Below are 15480 nucleotides of genomic sequence, written 5' to 3' on the forward strand. Positions count from 1 at the left end.
CAATGGCAATTGCAAAAAATCAATGTAAATTGCAAGATTTTAATAATATTGAATTTATAAATACCGAATTTTCTACATTTTTAAAAAATGATTGGGCTAGAACCCAACCCAATTCACTAATCTACTTTGACGGAAACCACACAAAAAAAGCAACATTAGAGTATTTTGAACTTTTATTACCTACAATAACTAACGATTCTGTTTGGATTTTCGATGACATTCATTGGTCAACAGAAATGGAAGAAGCTTGGAAAATTATAAAAAATAACAACAAAGTTTCAGTAACAATTGATACGTTTCAATGGGGTTTTGTTTTTTTTAGAACCCAACAAGAAAAAGAACATTTTGTTATTAGAATATAATTTTATAATTTTGTATAACTTTAAAAATGAGAGTTATGAAAAATAATATTGAATTTAAAAACGCAAACAGAAAAAAAATAATTCCTACAATTCTTGGAGTTATAACACTAGTTTTAGTTGGATATTTTTATGGAATTTTATTTTATAAATTATTTAATTAAAAAAAAATGACAACCTTCCCAGATTGTCATTTTCCTGAATTAAAATTAAAAGTAAATATTATTCTTTAGCTTCTTGGTTTTCTTCAGATTTGGCACCTACTCTGTTTAATTTAAACATTGGTCCAAATTTAAATTTTATAGAAGCAATTTTAGTATTGTCTTCACTTGATAAACCTTCTTTTTCAACAGTGTTTTTTCTACTATCAAGCGCTTCATACATCAATTTTATTTCATCATAATCTTCTCTAGAAAAATTTTCTTTATTAGTTTTGTAAGATTCAAAGAATTTATCATAAACGCTTAAAATATTGTCTTTGTTTACCCAAGAAAAACTCATATCGTCGCCCATTTGACCTGGCATAAATAATTTATCTCTCAATACCCTTTTAGCATTTGGTGCAGTTGCTGGTGTTGCAGCCATTTTTTTAGCTTCTACCCTAGAGGTTACAGAAACTTTTATTTCATCATACTTTGCACTACTTGCATCAACTTTAGCTTGAGATGAAGTTCTAGTGTTTTCATCAAGACTTGCCATTGCATCATTAGCATCAGTTGTTTTTCTATCGTAATCAACAGAAATTTGTTCCCAGTTGGTTTCTAAATCATCTGCCGAAACTGCTTTTAACGAATCTACATAACTTTCTAAAGCCATAATTCTTTTATCAGCCATTTCTTTTTCTTTGTTTTGACAAGAAACCATTCCTAGTAAAACCACTGAAAACAATCCAAATTTTAATACATTTTTTTTCATAATAAATAAGTTTAAATTTAAATACAAACCTAAACAGTTCTTAAAACTCTATTGTTATACATTTTATCATAAAATTTACATAATTATGGTTAATTTTTATTCAACTTTGTAACTTTCATTATTTAATTGCTACTAATACAATTGTTAATATAGTATTTATGTCAAATTCTCTTATCAATATAACCAATATAAAGCGAGATTTCGTTCTTGGCACCGAAATTATAAACGTTTTAAAAGGAATCGATTTACAAATAAACAAAGGCGAATATGTAGCATTAATGGGTCCAAGTGGATCAGGAAAATCTACATTAATGAACCTTTTGGGTTGTTTAGACACGCCAACATCTGGAAGTTATATTTTAAACGGAAAAGATGTTTCGCAAATGCACGACGACGATCTAGCCGAAATTCGTAATAAAGAAATAGGTTTCGTTTTTCAAACCTTTAATCTTTTACCAAGAACAACGGCGTTAGACAATGTTGCTTTACCAATGATTTATGCAGGATATTCTAAAACCGAAAGAAATCTTCGTGCTACAGAAGTGCTAACCCAAGTAAATCTTGCCGATAGAATGGATCATCAACCCAACCAACTTTCTGGTGGACAACGTCAACGTGTTGCTATTGCTCGTGCACTTGTTAACAAACCTTCCATCATTCTTGCCGATGAACCAACAGGAAATCTAGACAGTAAAACGTCTGAAGAAATTATGAAACTTTTTGGAGACATTCACGCCAACGGAAACACAGTAATCTTGGTAACTCACGAAGAAGAAATTGCCGAATATGCCCACAGAGTCATTCGTCTTCGCGATGGTTTAATAGAAAGTGATACTGTAAATCCTAAAATTCATAAATAAGCCATTGCGAATTTTGAAGCAATCTAGTAGCAAATGGCTTGGGCTTAATTTAGTTATGCAATTCCAGCTTTCCTTCCATAAATCCCGATAAAAATCGGGATGTTATTCCAGTCAATCTGGGCTAATAGATTAAATTTATTGAATATTTACAACCGTTACAAAAATGAAAATTGCTTTATTAACTTGCCAAAATTTACCCAATTTAAACCTACCAGACCAACAATTAATACCAGCGTTAGCCAAGTATAATATTACTGCAACAGCTGTAATTTGGGATGATAAATCCATAGATTGGACACAATATGATTACCTAGTTTTTCGAAACACTTGGGATTATTACGAAAAACAAAACCAGTTCAACACTTGGTTAAACCACATTCAAGCATTAGGAATTAAAACCCTAAATGCAATTGAAATTATTCAAAAAAACAAACATAAATTCTATTTACGAGATTTTGAAAATCAAGGAATAAAGATACTTCCAACCATTTTTATAGAAAAAACAAATACTTTAAACTTATCGCAAATAATTCCAAGCCATTGGGAAAAAGCAGTACTAAAGCCAGCATTTTCTGCTGGATCTTACCAAACACAACTTTTTGAAGTTTCTCAAATAGAACAAATCAATCAGCAATATCAATCTATTGCACAAGAAAAAGAATTGTTGCTTCAACAATATATGCCACAAATAGTTACCGAAGGCGAAACGTCTTTTATATTTTTCAACAAACAGTTTTCACATTCTGTAAATAAAAAACCAGCCATTGGCGATTTTAGAATTCAAGTACAATTTGGTGGAAAATATACTTTAGTTCATCCAAATAAAGATATAATAAATCAAGCACAAAAAATTGTAAACACTTTTCCAGATAAATTATTGTACGCAAGAGTTGATGGAATAATCATAAATAATCAATTACATTTAATGGAAGTAGAATGTATAGAACCCGATTTGTATTTCAATCTATCAGAAAATTCACAAACTAATTTTGTTAACGCATTATTAGAATTAATACAGTAAATTTGGTTCTTTAGAAATCCTAAATTAAAAATTCCTAATTCGTAAATATCAAAATCCTAATTTAAAAAATGAAAGTATATACTAAAACTGGCGATAACGGAACAACAGCACTTTTTGGTGGCACAAGAGTTCCTAAAGACCACGAACGAATAGAAAGTTATGGAACTGTAGACGAATTAAATTCGTATATAGGATTAATTCGCGACCAAGACATGAACCAACATTATAAAGAAATTCTTATAGAAATTCAAGATAGATTATTTACTGTTGGAGCAATTTTAGCAACGCCACCAGAAAAAGAAGTCTTAAAAAATGGCGAAAAACGTTTAAAAAATCTAGGAATAATAGAGGAAGATATAGAACTTTTAGAAAACGAAATAGATGCAATGGAAGATTCGCTTCCGCAAATGACACATTTTGTACTTCCTGGCGGACACACAACTGTGTCATATTGTCACGTTGCACGTTGCGTATGTCGTCGTGCAGAACGTTTAGCAGTACATTTAAGTCATAACGAACCAGTTGCTGACATAGCAATTAAATACCTAAACCGACTTTCTGACTACCTTTTTGTGTTGGCACGAAAGTTGTCTCACGATTTAAACGCAGATGAAGTAAAATGGATACCGAGGAAGTAGTATTTCTGATTTAAGATTATCGATTTGTGATTTAAGATTTTTTAAAAAATATTAGATTAAAATCTTAGCTTTTACAAATCTAAAATCGTTAATCTTCAATCAAAAATCAAAAATTAAAAAAACGTTCTTAAACTTATTTGAAAAATAAATCAAAAAAAACTTGACTTTTTCAGTAATAAATTTATTTTTGCACAAATTTAAACCCGAAAGAAGATGTATTGGACATTAGAATTAGCATCATATTTAAGTGATGCACCGTGGCCAGCAACCAAAGACGAACTTATTGACTACGCAATTAGAGCTGGTGCTCCGCTAGAAGTAGTTGAAAACCTACAATCTATAGAAGACGAAGGTGAAATATATGAATCAATGGAAGAAATTTGGCCAGATTATCCAACCGACGAAGATTATCTTTGGAACGAGGATGAATATTAAAAAATAAACAACCACAACAGAAAAAAGTCTCCTGAGAGGCTTTTTTTTTGTTTAAATTTGCATACCATTATTAAAATATAAATATAAATTAGTTATGAGTTTCATAAATAGCATACTTAAAGCTTTTGTAGGAGATAAATCTCAAAAAGATGTTAAGTCAATTCAACCTCTAGTTGCTAAAATAAAATCGTTCGAAAGTAATTTAGCTTCTTTATCTCACGATAGTTTAAGAGCTAAAACTGCCGAATTTAAAGCCAAAATTAAAGCCGCAAGAGCAGATAAAGATGCAGCAATTGCAGCTAAAAAATTAGAAGCAGAAAACACACCAGATATTGACGATAGAGAAGAAATTTATAACGCAATTGATACATTAGAAAAAGAAGCGTATGATATTTCTGAAAAAGTATTAATGGAAATCCTTCCAGAAGCTTTTGCAGTTGTTAAAGAAACGGCTAAACGTTTTAAAGATAATACAACAATTACAGTTTCATCATCAGAAAAAGATAGAGAACTTTCTGCAACAAAACCATATATTACTCTTGTTGGAGATCAAACCAATTGGGCAAATTCTTGGAATGCTGCAGGAAAAGAAATTACTTGGGACATGATTCACTATGACGTTCAGTTAATTGGTGGAATTGTTTTACATCAAGGTAAAATTTCTGAAATGCAAACTGGTGAAGGTAAAACTCTTGTCGCTACACTTCCACTCTACTTAAATGCTTTGACAGGAAATGGTGTTCACTTAGTAACCGTAAACGATTATCTGGCTCGAAGAGATAGTACTTGGAAAGCTCCATTGTTTGAATTTCACGGAATTACAGTAGATTGTATTGACAATCATTCTCCAAATTCGGATGCAAGAAGAAAAGCTTATGAAGCTGACATTACCTATGGAACAAATAACGAATTTGGATTTGATTACTTGCGTGATAATATGGCAAATTCGCCAGAAGATTTAGTTCAAAGAAAGCATAATTACGCAATTGTAGATGAAGTAGATTCTGTTTTAATTGATGATGCAAGAACGCCATTAATAATTTCTGGTCCAGTTCCTGATGGCGATAGACACGAATTTACAGAATTAAAACCAAAAATTGAAAATCTTTTTAGCTTACAACGTCAATTGGCAAATGGTTTTTTAACTGAAGCCAAACGTTTAATAAAAGAAGGAAATACTAAAGATGGTGGTTTTCAATTGTTAAGAGCTTATCGTGCTTTGCCTAAAAATAAAGCATTGATTAAATTTTTAAGTGAAGAAGGAAACAAACAGTTGCTACAAAAAACTGAAAATCAATACATGCAAGATAACAACCGCGAAATGCCAAAGGTTGATGAAGCATTATATTTTGTTATTGAAGAAAAAAATAATCAGGTAGAATTATCAGATAACGGAATTAAATTTCTATCGCAAGATACAGATGAAACTTTCTTTGTTCTTCCAGATATTGGAACTGAAATTGCAACAATAGAAAAACAAAATCTTGATAAAGATGCTGAAGCTGAATTAAAAGAAAAATTGTTTCAAGATTTCGGAATCAAAAGCGAGCGAATTCATACTTTAACGCAATTGTTAAAAGCATATACACTTTTTGAAAAAGATGTAGAATATGTAATTATGGACAATAAAATTATGATTGTCGATGAACAAACTGGACGTATAATGGATGGTCGTCGTTATTCTGACGGTTTGCATCAAGCCATTGAAGCCAAAGAACAAGTAACTATTGAAGCTGCAACGCAAACTTTTGCGACAATTACTCTTCAAAATTACTTTAGAATGTACAATAAACTTGCCGGAATGACAGGAACTGCAACTACAGAAGCAGGCGAGTTTTGGCAAATATATAAATTAGACGTTGTAGAAATTCCTACCAATAGAGGCATGTCACGTTTAGACAGAGAAGATTTAATTTATCGTTCTGTTCGTGAAAAATTCAATGCAGTTATCGAAGATGTTTCGCAACTTTCTGCAGCAGGAAGACCAGTTTTAATTGGTACAACATCCGTAGAAATTTCAGAATTATTAAGTAGAATGTTAAAAATGCGTGGTGTAACTCACAACGTATTGAATGCAAAAATGCACAAACAAGAAGCTCAAATTGTTGAAGAAGCTGGAAAATCTGGTGTGGTAACAATTGCAACAAATATGGCTGGTCGTGGAACCGATATTAAACTTTCTCCAGAAGTAAAAGCTGCTGGTGGATTGGCAATTATTGGTACAGAACGTCACGATTCGCGTCGTGTTGACCGTCAGTTACGTGGTCGTGCTGGTCGTCAAGGTGATCCAGGAAGTTCACAATTTTATGTTTCTCTAGAAGATAATTTAATGCGTCTTTTTGGTTCAGATAGAGTTGCCAAAGTTATGGACAGAATGGGATTGAAAGAAGGTGAAGTAATTCAGCATTCTATGATGACCAAATCTATAGAACGTGCACAGAAAAAAGTGGAAGAAAACAATTTTGGTACACGTAAGCGTTTGCTAGAATATGATGATGTTATGAACGCGCAACGTGAAGTTGTTTACAAACGTCGTCGTCATGCATTGCACGGTGAAAGATTAAAGTTAGACATCGCCAATATGATGTACGACACTTGTGAAGTAATTGTGTCAGATAATAAAGTTAGAAATGACTTCAAGAATTTTGAATTTGAATTAATTCGTTATTTTTCTATGACATCACCAGTTTCTGAATCAGATTTTGCAAAATTATCTGAAATGGAATTGACTGGAAAAGTGTACAAAGCTGCATTACAATATTATACCGAAAAAACCGAAAGAAGTGCAAGAGAAGCGTTTCCAATAGTTCAAAATGTATATGAAAATGAAGGAAATAAATTTGAAAGAATTATTGTTCCGTTTTCAGATGGATTAAAAACGTTGAATGTTGTAACCGATTTAAAGAAAGCTTATGATTCTAAAGGAGCACAATTGGTTGCCGATTTTGAAAAAAACATAACATTAGCAATAGTTGATGAAGCTTGGAAAAAGCATTTACGCAAAATGGACGAGTTGAAACAATCGGTTCAACTGGCTGTTCACGAACAAAAAGATCCGTTGCTAATTTATAAATTAGAAGCATTTAAATTGTTTAGAACAATGCTTGATGGTGTAAATAAAGAAGTAATTTCTTTCTTGTTTAAAGGAGATTTACCGCAACAAAACACCATTCAAGAAGCTAAAGAAATTAAGCAAAAAGAAAACTATATTACAAGTAAAGACGAAGTTTTAAATAGTGATGAACTTGCAGCGCAAAACCGTGAAGCTGGACAAACACAACAACGTCAAGTTACAGAAACAATAGTTAGAGAAACCCCAAAAATTAATAGAAACGATACAGTTACCATAAAACACATTATGAGTGGCAAAACGGAAGAAATGAAATTTAAAAAAGCCGAAAGTTTAATTGCTAATGGCGAATGGGTTTTGGTTTAATAGTTATTTCATATCAAATAATAGATTTCCTCAATTGTTAATTCAATTGAGGATTTTTTTATATTTGACATTCATTATTAATTTCAAAATCAAATCATTATGACTTTACCAATTGAAAATAATAAAAAATCTAAAAATACTAGAATATTAATTTTAGCAGTATTTTCAGGTTTACTATTCGTATCTGTTTTTTTCTTTGCATTATATGGTGATTTTTTTACTTCAAAATCTGAGTATGATACTATAGTAATTGAAAATCCGAAAATAATTGAAATGTTTAATACAGAAATTATTAATGAAATTAATGACCATACCAAAAGTGATTTTAATCCTGGTTACATTGAAAGTAGTAAACAACAAACTATTTATTTTTTATCTACAATAAAAAGTATTGAAAGCTTTGCTAGATATGGTGTTACATCTAAAAGACCAAGAAATAATATAGAGTTAAAAATTACTTTTAACAACGGAAAAATTGTAAATGAAGTTTATACTGGAACTTCAAGTTCTGGATATATGGAACCAAGTTTATTATTGAAAGTTTTTATGGAAAATGGTAAAGCAACAAAAGTTCTTACCAACGGAATTGAAAAAAATGGCTCTCCAGATTGGATTGTTAATGACTTAAAAACTTTAATTCATTCTTCAATTTCGTATGATATTGGTAAAAATCACGATGCTTATTTTCTTCCAAATAAAACACAACAAGATTTTGATAAAGAATGGAAGGATAAATAATTCAACAAAAAAATCCCAAGCGAACTCAGGATTTAATTGACTAAAAATATTTTAAATTTATTTTAAATTTGCTAAGCTTTGTTCGACTGTTGCAATTTTACTTATAGTATCTGCTTCTTTTTTACGTTCTATTTCTAAAACTTTTTCTGGTGCACCGTTTACAAATTTTTCATTTGATAATTTTGCTTGAACCGATTTTAAAAATCCTTTGTTATAAATTAATTCTTCGGTTAATTTTGCAATTTCGGCTTCAACATCTATATTTCCTGTAATTGGAATAAAATATTCATTAGAGTTTACTCTGTATGATAAAGCACCATCTAATTTTTGAGATACATATTCTAATTTAGTAATGTTTCCCAGTTTAGAAACTACAGCATCAAAATAAGTTGAACTATTTTCATTATTTATTATGCTAAAATCTATTGCGTCTTTAAAAGGAATATTTTTATTTTTTCTAATGGTTCTAATTCCAGAAATAACTTCGATTGTGGTTTCAAAATCTAAAATTAATTTTTCATTAAATGCTTTTGATTCTGGCCATTGCGAAACAATTAAAGCATTTTCAGATGTTCTTTCTTCAATTAAATGCCAAATTTCTTCAGTTAAAAACGGCATAAATGGATTTAGTAATTTTAAATTACTTTCCATCATTTCTATAGCTTTGTCAAACGTTGCTTTGTCAATTGGTTGTTGGTAAGCCGGTTTTATCATTTCTAAAAACCACGAACAAAAATCGTCCCAAACCATTTTGTAAATTGCCATTAATGCATCAGATATTCTGTATTTTTCAAAATGATCTTCTATTTCTAAAAGTGTTTGTTGCAATTTAGCTTCATACCATTCTATGGCAACTTTAGAGGATTGAGGTTGCGGAATAGTTGTAGAAACTTCCCAACCTTTTATCAGTTTAAAGGCATTCCAAATTTTGTTAGAAAATGCTTTTCCTTGATTGCAAAGTTCTTCGTCAAACATGATGTCGTTTCCTGCAGAAGCACTTAAAAGTAATCCTACACGAACTCCATCGGCACCGAATTTTTCTATTAATTCTAAAGGATCAGGTGAATTTCCTAACGATTTAGACATTTTTCTACGTTCTTTATCACGAACTAAACCAGTTAAATATACATTTGTAAAAGGTTTTTCGCCAGCATATTCATAACCTGCAATAATCATTCGGGCAACCCAGAAGAATAAAATATCTGGACCAGTTACTAAGTCATTAGTTGGATAATAATATTTAAAATCTTCGTTTTCTGGATTTAAAATTCCACCAAAAACTGCCATTGGCCACAACCAAGATGAAAACCAAGTATCAAGTGCGTCTTGGTCTTGGCGTAAGTTTTTTGTTGTGAGTTGTGGGTTTTGTGTTTTGAGTTTTGCTAAAACTAAAGCTTCTTCAATATTTTTGGCAACTACAAAATCTTCTTTTCCATCGCCATAGAAATAAGCCGGAATTTGTTGTCCCCACCAAAGTTGACGAGAAATATTCCAATCGCGAATGTTTTCTAACCAATGTCTGTAAATATTATCAAATCGTTTTGGATATAATTTTATTTCATCTGATTCTAAAACTGCTTTTATGGCTGGTTTTACCAAATCTTCCATTTTTAGAAACCATTGATCTGATAATCTTGGTTCTATAACTGCTTTGGTTCTTTCTGAAGTTCCAACTTTATTAAGATGTGTTTCTGTTTTGGCTAAAGCACCAATTGTTTCTAGTTCTTTGGCAATTTCTTCTCTAACTACAAATCGGTCCTTTCCTTGATAATGCAAACCAAAAGTGTTTAAAGTTGCATCGTCATTAAATATGTCTATAATTTCTAAATTGTGCTTCTCTCCTAGTGTTTTGTCATTCATATCGTGAGCTGGAGTTACTTTTAAACATCCAGTTCCGAATTCTATATCTACGTATTCATCTTCAATAATAGGAATTATTCTTCCTGATATTGGAATTATTGCTTTTTTACCTTTTAAGTGTAAAAAACGTTCATCATTAGGATTTATACAAATTGCTGTATCTCCAAAAATTGTTTCTGGACGTGTTGTTGCAACAGTTATTTCCTCTCCTAACCTCTCCAAAGGAGAGGAATCATCTTGCACTAACTTATATTTTAAAAAATATAATTTTCCTTGTCGTTCTTCAAAAATCACTTCTTCGTCGGACAACGTTGTTTTGGCTTCTGGATCCCAATTTACCATTCTATAACCACGATAAATTAATCCTTTATTGTATAAATCTATAAAAGAATGTATTACAGATTGTGACATATCATCGTCCATAGTGAACTTGGTTCTAGACCAATCACAAGAACATCCTAATTGTTTTAGTTGTTCTAGAATTGTTCCTCCATATTTAGTTGTCCAATCCCAAGCGTGTTTTAGAAATTCTTCGCGAGTTAAATCGTTTTTGTTAATTCCTTCACTTTTTAGTTTGGCTACAACTTTGGCTTCGGTTGCTATTGAGGCATGATCTGTTCCTGGAACCCAACATGCGTTGAAACCTTTTAATCTCGCACGACGAATTAGTACATCTTGAATGGTATTATTCAACATGTGTCCCATGTGTAAAACTCCAGTTACATTTGGTGGCGGAATTACTATGGTATATGGTGTACGCGAATCTGGTTTGGATGTGAAATAATCGTTTTTCATCCAATAGTCATACCATTTATTTTCTATTTCTTTGGCGTTGAATTGTGCTGGAATCATTTATATATTAGATTTATGATATTAGATATTTGATTTTATTTCTTAATAAAGTTCATTACCAAAGTCTTTTAGCCCTGATTGCAATGGAAAGCTTGCGATTTTTATCGCAACTTGCAATGGAAAGCAGGAAAATGGATTGTTAATAAAGCCCAAGCCATTTGCTACTGATATAAATCAGCACGAGTTTTAAAAATATTTGGTATACTATTTGTATTCTATCTGCAAAAGTAAGTAAAAGGTACTTTTATAAAAAATTAAGATTTAATTTTTTGTGTATTAATTTAAAGTAGTTATTTTTACACGAACCAAATTATTAAAATGATGAAAAAAATTATACTTTTTGTGGCGGTTTTGGTTTCTGGAATTGGGTTTTCTCAAGCTAAAATTGAGTTTAAAGATAAGGACAATACTATTGATTATGGTACTGTTTCTAAGGATAACGATAATGGAATTAGAACATTTGAGTTTACAAATACTGGTAATGAACCGCTAATTCTTACAAATGTGAAGTCTACTTGTGGTTGTACTATTCCAACTTTTTCTAAAGATCCTATTTTACCGGGAAAAACTGGAAAAATTGAAGTTAAATACAATATGAATCCTGGTCCGATTGTGAAAACAATTACGGTTGAAAGTAATGCTGTAAATGTTGAAAATGGCTTGGTTGCAATCAAAATTAAAGGTTTAGTGGTTGTTAAACCCGAAGTAAATATATTGGAGAAAAAGAAAACTGGTCCGATGCAATAATAACTGAAACGTCTTAGAAATAAGGCGTTTTTTTATAACATGCTTTTTAATTGAAACTCGAATTTGAGTGATTTAGTTTTACGTTCTACTTCGAATTTAATTGTTTTTCCTTCTTCAGATTTTAATAAATCGTTTATATCTTGTAATGTAAAATTGTAACCGTTTTTAGAATTTATTTTTACAATTACATCTCCTTTTTTTAGTCCTGATACATCTGCTGGAGAATCTTTTCGGATATTTCCTATTACATAAATTGGTTTTAGCGAAAACTTGTATTTTAAGTTGTTAGAGATTTTATTTCCATCTGCATCGAAAAAATTATTTGAAAATGCTGGGTTTTCTTCATAAGATTCTGATATCCATTGTAATCCTTGATGCTGAATTTCTATTCCAGACATATTAAATTGAAATGGATTGTTGAAGTTGCTATTTTTCTTTAGGTATAAAAACTGATTTTTATAATCAAAAACTACTGTGAAACGTTTCATTACTTCGGCTCCAATTGATCCTAATCGGTTTTGAATAGTGTCTATATCTGTTGTTGAAACTGCATCTGGAAAAGCAACTAATGGATTGTTTAGTTTAAAATCTCCTAATTCAAATGTTTTTATTCTACCTCTTTTTCCAAAAACATCACCGCTAAATCCTTTTCCAAGAAAATCATCAAAGTTTATTTTTGGCAATACAATTTGATTGCTTTTTTCTTTAAAAAGCCATATTGCATCTGTATTGCCTGTATCAATTAATAGTTTTGTTTGCAATTCATTTGATGTCTCAAAGGTGGTTTTGCCAATAATATATGGCTTTCCATCATGAAATTGTAATGGTGTTTTAGAATATTGATTTTGTGTTTTTGAGAATTCTTTATCCGATTTATAAATTGTGATTTTTTTGGTAATATAATTTATTTTTACACTGTTATTTTGAAAAAAATGGTAGCCAATTATTCCGTTTACTGGAATTCCTATTTGAGATGAAATATTAATATCTTGATCTAAAACTAGATACAAAGTATGGTCGTTATCTGTAAATTCTTTAGCTTTTAAGATATTTTTAGTCGATTTAAATCCGTCAAATGGTTCTTTACTTCCAAATCCTTTTATTTTTATTTTCTCAATTTTAGAAAAACTAACTTCATCTGATTCGTCTAAACTAAATAAAATTGATTCTTCAACTCCAGTATCTAATAGAAAATTCAATGTTACTCCATTTACTTCTATAGGAATAATTACTAAATTGTTTAGTAGTTTAAAAGGAATTGTTATTTTGCTCTTTTTACTCTCTAAAAGAAAACCATTCTGAGAAAAAGCGGTTTGAATAAACAAAAAAATAAAAAGGTATATAATTTTTAATTTCATTAATAAAATTTTGAATAAATTTAATAAAAAATAGCAGTTACAAAACCTTTTATTATGATAATTACAATAAAATATCGCAAATTTGCATAAATAAATATATAATCATGCCACAAGTTTCAAATAAAGGAAAACAAATGCCCGAATCGCCAATTAGAAAATTGGTTCCTTATGCAGATATTGCTAAGAAAAAAGGTAATAAAGTATATCATTTAAACATTGGTCAACCAGATATTAAAACGCCACAATGTGCTTTAGATGCGGTTAAAAATGTTGATATAAAAGTTTTAGAATATTCACATTCTGCTGGATTTGAAAGTTATAGAATTAAACTTTCTAATTATTATAAAAATCATGGATTACCAATTGATGTACAAGATATAATTGTTACAACTGGAGGTTCTGAAGCGTTACTTTTTGCAATGGGAAGCACAATGGATGTTGATGATGAAATTATTATTCCAGAACCATTTTATGCTAATTATAATGGTTTTTCTACTGCATCTGGTGTAAAAGTTGTACCTGTAATTTCTACAATTGAAACAGGTTTTGCTTTGCCTCCAATTGCCGATTTTGAAAAACTTATAACTTCTAAAACTAAAGCTATCTTAATTTGTAATCCTGGAAATCCTACAGGATATTTATATTCTAATGAAGAAATTCAGCAACTAGCGGCTTTGGTAAAAAAATATGATTTGTTTTTAATTGCAGATGAAGTTTATCGTGAATTTATTTATGATGAAACAGAAAAACATTATTCTGTAATGAATGTGCCAGGAATTGAAGAAAATGCGATAATGATTGATTCTGTTTCTAAACGTTACAGTATGTGTGGCGCAAGAATTGGTTGTATAGTTTCTAAAAATAAAGAAGTTATGGCAACTGCAATGAAATTTGCACAAGCTAGATTGAGTCCGCCAACATTTGCACAAATTGCAAGTGAAGCTGCACTTGAAACTCCACAAAGTTATTTTACAGAAGTTATTGAAGAATATAAAGAACGTAGAGATGTTTTAATTTCTGAATTAAATAAAATTGAAGGTGTAAAAGTTGGTTTACCAAAAGGTGCATTTTATTGTATTGCACAATTGCCTGTAAAAAATGCTGATGATTTTGCGCAATGGTTATTAGAATCGTATGATTACAATGGAGAAACTGTAATGGTTGCTCCAGCAGCAGGATTTTATTCTACTCCAAATATGGGTTTAAATGAGGTTAGAATTGCTTATGTTTTAAAGAAAGAAGATTTAATTCGTTCAGTTGAAATTCTTAAAAATGCATTACAAGTTTATAATAGTAAACCGTGATTATAAGTAATAATTATTAAAAAAATAAATGAAGAATAAATTTGTAATTTCAATTCTAATCATAATTTCGATTTTATTAATCTTTACTTTATTCCAAAAATTATACTTTAGTAAAATAAAAAAAAATCAAAAAACTAGAGTAGTTGAAAAAATAAACTCTGGACAGATTGATTTTAATACTAAAATTAAATTATTTTGGTCAATTAAAGACTTTAATAAAGAGTTTCATAAAATTGAATTTTGCGAAAGTATTGATGCAAACTATATCTGCAAAATTGACAACAAGGATTGGTTTGGCTCAGATTTTAAAATGGATTATCCTAAATATATGCTTGAGAATTTGACAATTAAATTAAATGAATGTCAAATTAAACTTGATGTGTCAAAAATGTTCAACCCTAATTACAGTGGAGAACTTAACAAGAATCAATTCAAACTTGAAAAGCAGAATGATTATTATATTTTATATGGATTCTTTTCAGATGGAGCTGGTACTTATACAACGAATTGGAAAATCAAAAGTTGTAAATCAGAAAGAAGCGAAATATCTCAGGATGAAGACGCCTTCGAATGGCAAAATAATAACTAAAACTAATTTTAAGTAGCAACTTTTTTAATATTTTCTAATTCACTATTATTTAATACAACAAAAAAGGATTCTCGATTGAGAATCCTTTTTTGTTGTAATCAGAAATTTATAATCTATCTTTTTAATGAGAAATGGGCTTTAAATTGTTTTTCGAATGTTTGTTCTAGGTAATTTACAGAGAACCAATAATCTGTTGCTGGTAGTAGTTGACCGTTAAATGTTCCATCCCAACCATCGCCGTTTGAACTGATTTGTTTTATTAATTTTCCAAATCGGTCAAATATATAAATTTTTGCGTTAGGTTGATTTGCTAATCCTACAATATTCCAAGAATCGTGATAACCATCGCCATTTGGTGTAAAATAATG

At 30.2% G+C, this 15480-nt stretch carries 15 protein-coding genes; 11 read left to right on the plus strand and 4 right to left on the minus strand.

The features are described from left to right. Both ACH2BC_RS10920 and ACH2BC_RS10925 read left to right on the plus strand, forming a co-directional pair. A partial coding sequence (locus ACH2BC_RS10920) for a class I SAM-dependent methyltransferase (RefSeq protein ID WP_395054036.1) occupies positions 1–362 on the plus strand: 362 nt, incomplete at its 5' end. 35 nt (positions 363–397) lie between these two features. Beyond that, complete coding sequence (locus tag ACH2BC_RS10925) at positions 398–523, plus strand: hypothetical protein (protein ID WP_395054037.1); 126 nt, start codon at positions 398–400, stop codon at positions 521–523. Between the two features lie 58 nt (positions 524–581). Here ACH2BC_RS10925 and ACH2BC_RS10930 read toward each other — a convergent pair whose 3' ends face one another. Further along, a complete protein-coding gene (locus ACH2BC_RS10930) occupies positions 582–1274 on the minus strand; it encodes a hypothetical protein (RefSeq protein ID WP_395054038.1) in 693 nt (230 codons plus the stop codon). A gap of 158 nt (positions 1275–1432) precedes the next feature. Here ACH2BC_RS10930 and ACH2BC_RS10935 point away from each other — a divergent pair, with 158 nt between their 5' ends. The 6 genes from ACH2BC_RS10935 (at position 1433) to ACH2BC_RS10960 (ending at position 8402) form a co-directional block, all read left to right on the plus strand. After that, positions 1433–2134, plus strand: coding sequence for an ABC transporter ATP-binding protein (locus tag ACH2BC_RS10935; protein WP_395054039.1), 702 nt, complete (start codon positions 1433–1435; stop codon positions 2132–2134). Positions 2135–2297: 163 nt separating this feature from the next. After that, the gene (locus ACH2BC_RS10940; RefSeq protein ID WP_395054040.1) at positions 2298–3155 is read left to right on the plus strand and encodes a RimK family alpha-L-glutamate ligase; all 858 of its coding nucleotides are present in this window, start codon (positions 2298–2300) and stop codon (positions 3153–3155) included. 68 nt (positions 3156–3223) lie between these two features. After that, positions 3224–3793, plus strand: coding sequence for a cob(I)yrinic acid a,c-diamide adenosyltransferase (locus tag ACH2BC_RS10945; RefSeq protein ID WP_395054041.1), 570 nt, complete (start codon positions 3224–3226; stop codon positions 3791–3793). Positions 3794–4006: 213 nt separating this feature from the next. Next, a complete protein-coding gene (locus ACH2BC_RS10950; protein WP_022828503.1) occupies positions 4007–4228 on the plus strand; it encodes a DUF2795 domain-containing protein in 222 nt (73 codons plus the stop codon). A 94-nt stretch (positions 4229–4322) separates the two neighbouring features. Continuing rightward, entirely contained in the window at positions 4323–7664 is a 3342-nt protein-coding gene (gene secA / locus ACH2BC_RS10955; protein WP_395054042.1) for a preprotein translocase subunit SecA, read from the plus strand. Between the two features lie 99 nt (positions 7665–7763). Further along, on the plus strand, positions 7764–8402 hold the full coding sequence (locus ACH2BC_RS10960; protein WP_395054043.1) for a hypothetical protein: 639 nt from the start codon (positions 7764–7766) through the stop codon (positions 8400–8402). A gap of 57 nt (positions 8403–8459) precedes the next feature. On the opposite strand, the gene ACH2BC_RS10965 is transcribed toward ACH2BC_RS10960, so the two are convergent. Next, positions 8460–11114 carry a valine--tRNA ligase gene (locus ACH2BC_RS10965; protein WP_395054044.1) on the minus strand — a complete coding sequence of 885 codons (2655 nt, stop codon included), beginning with the start codon at positions 11112–11114 and terminating at the stop codon, positions 8460–8462. A gap of 321 nt (positions 11115–11435) precedes the next feature. On the opposite strand from ACH2BC_RS10965, the gene ACH2BC_RS10970 reads away from it, so the two are divergent. Next, entirely contained in the window at positions 11436–11861 is a 426-nt protein-coding gene (locus ACH2BC_RS10970; protein ID WP_395054045.1) for a DUF1573 domain-containing protein, read from the plus strand. Between the two features lie 32 nt (positions 11862–11893). Here the strand turns inward: ACH2BC_RS10970 and ACH2BC_RS10975 are convergent, their stop codons facing one another. Further along, positions 11894–13219 carry a PDZ domain-containing protein gene (locus ACH2BC_RS10975; protein ID WP_395054046.1) on the minus strand — a complete coding sequence of 442 codons (1326 nt, stop codon included), beginning with the start codon at positions 13217–13219 and terminating at the stop codon, positions 11894–11896. 104 nt (positions 13220–13323) lie between these two features. Here ACH2BC_RS10975 and ACH2BC_RS10980 point away from each other — a divergent pair, with 104 nt between their 5' ends. Both ACH2BC_RS10980 and ACH2BC_RS10985 read left to right on the plus strand, forming a co-directional pair. Next, positions 13324–14523 carry a pyridoxal phosphate-dependent aminotransferase gene (locus ACH2BC_RS10980; RefSeq protein WP_395054047.1) on the plus strand — a complete coding sequence of 400 codons (1200 nt, stop codon included), beginning with the start codon at positions 13324–13326 and terminating at the stop codon, positions 14521–14523. Between the two features lie 28 nt (positions 14524–14551). Next, positions 14552–15112 (plus strand): hypothetical protein, encoded by a 561-nt coding sequence (locus tag ACH2BC_RS10985; protein ID WP_395054048.1) that lies wholly within the window; start codon positions 14552–14554, stop codon positions 15110–15112. A gap of 113 nt (positions 15113–15225) precedes the next feature. Here the strand turns inward: ACH2BC_RS10985 and ACH2BC_RS10990 are convergent. Further along, on the minus strand, positions 15226–15480 hold a 255-nt coding region (locus tag ACH2BC_RS10990; RefSeq protein ID WP_395054049.1), incomplete at its 5' end, for a T9SS type B sorting domain-containing protein.

This window comes from Flavobacterium sp. (assembly GCF_043760115.1).
Lineage (GTDB): Bacteria > Bacteroidota > Bacteroidia > Flavobacteriales > Flavobacteriaceae > Flavobacterium.

Coding starts and splice junctions, on each gene's coding strand:
- ACH2BC_RS10975 (WP_395054046.1), bottom strand. CDS start 13,219: ATGAAATTAAAAATTATATACCTTTTTATTTTTTTGTTTATTCAAACC.
- ACH2BC_RS10945 (WP_395054041.1), top strand. CDS start 3,224: ATGAAAGTATATACTAAAACTGGCGATAACGGAACAACAGCACTTTTT.
- ACH2BC_RS10940 (WP_395054040.1), top strand. CDS start 2,298: ATGAAAATTGCTTTATTAACTTGCCAAAATTTACCCAATTTAAACCTA.
- ACH2BC_RS10980 (WP_395054047.1), top strand. CDS start 13,324: ATGCCACAAGTTTCAAATAAAGGAAAACAAATGCCCGAATCGCCAATT.
- ACH2BC_RS10930 (WP_395054038.1), bottom strand. CDS start 1,274: ATGAAAAAAAATGTATTAAAATTTGGATTGTTTTCAGTGGTTTTACTA.
- ACH2BC_RS10985 (WP_395054048.1), top strand. CDS start 14,552: ATGAAGAATAAATTTGTAATTTCAATTCTAATCATAATTTCGATTTTA.
- ACH2BC_RS10965 (WP_395054044.1), bottom strand. CDS start 11,114: ATGATTCCAGCACAATTCAACGCCAAAGAAATAGAAAATAAATGGTAT.
- ACH2BC_RS10925 (WP_395054037.1), top strand. CDS start 398: ATGAAAAATAATATTGAATTTAAAAACGCAAACAGAAAAAAAATAATT.
- secA (WP_395054042.1), top strand. CDS start 4,323: ATGAGTTTCATAAATAGCATACTTAAAGCTTTTGTAGGAGATAAATCT.
- ACH2BC_RS10950 (WP_022828503.1), top strand. CDS start 4,007: ATGTATTGGACATTAGAATTAGCATCATATTTAAGTGATGCACCGTGG.
- ACH2BC_RS10960 (WP_395054043.1), top strand. CDS start 7,764: ATGACTTTACCAATTGAAAATAATAAAAAATCTAAAAATACTAGAATA.
- ACH2BC_RS10935 (WP_395054039.1), top strand. CDS start 1,433: ATGTCAAATTCTCTTATCAATATAACCAATATAAAGCGAGATTTCGTT.
- ACH2BC_RS10970 (WP_395054045.1), top strand. CDS start 11,436: ATGAAAAAAATTATACTTTTTGTGGCGGTTTTGGTTTCTGGAATTGGG.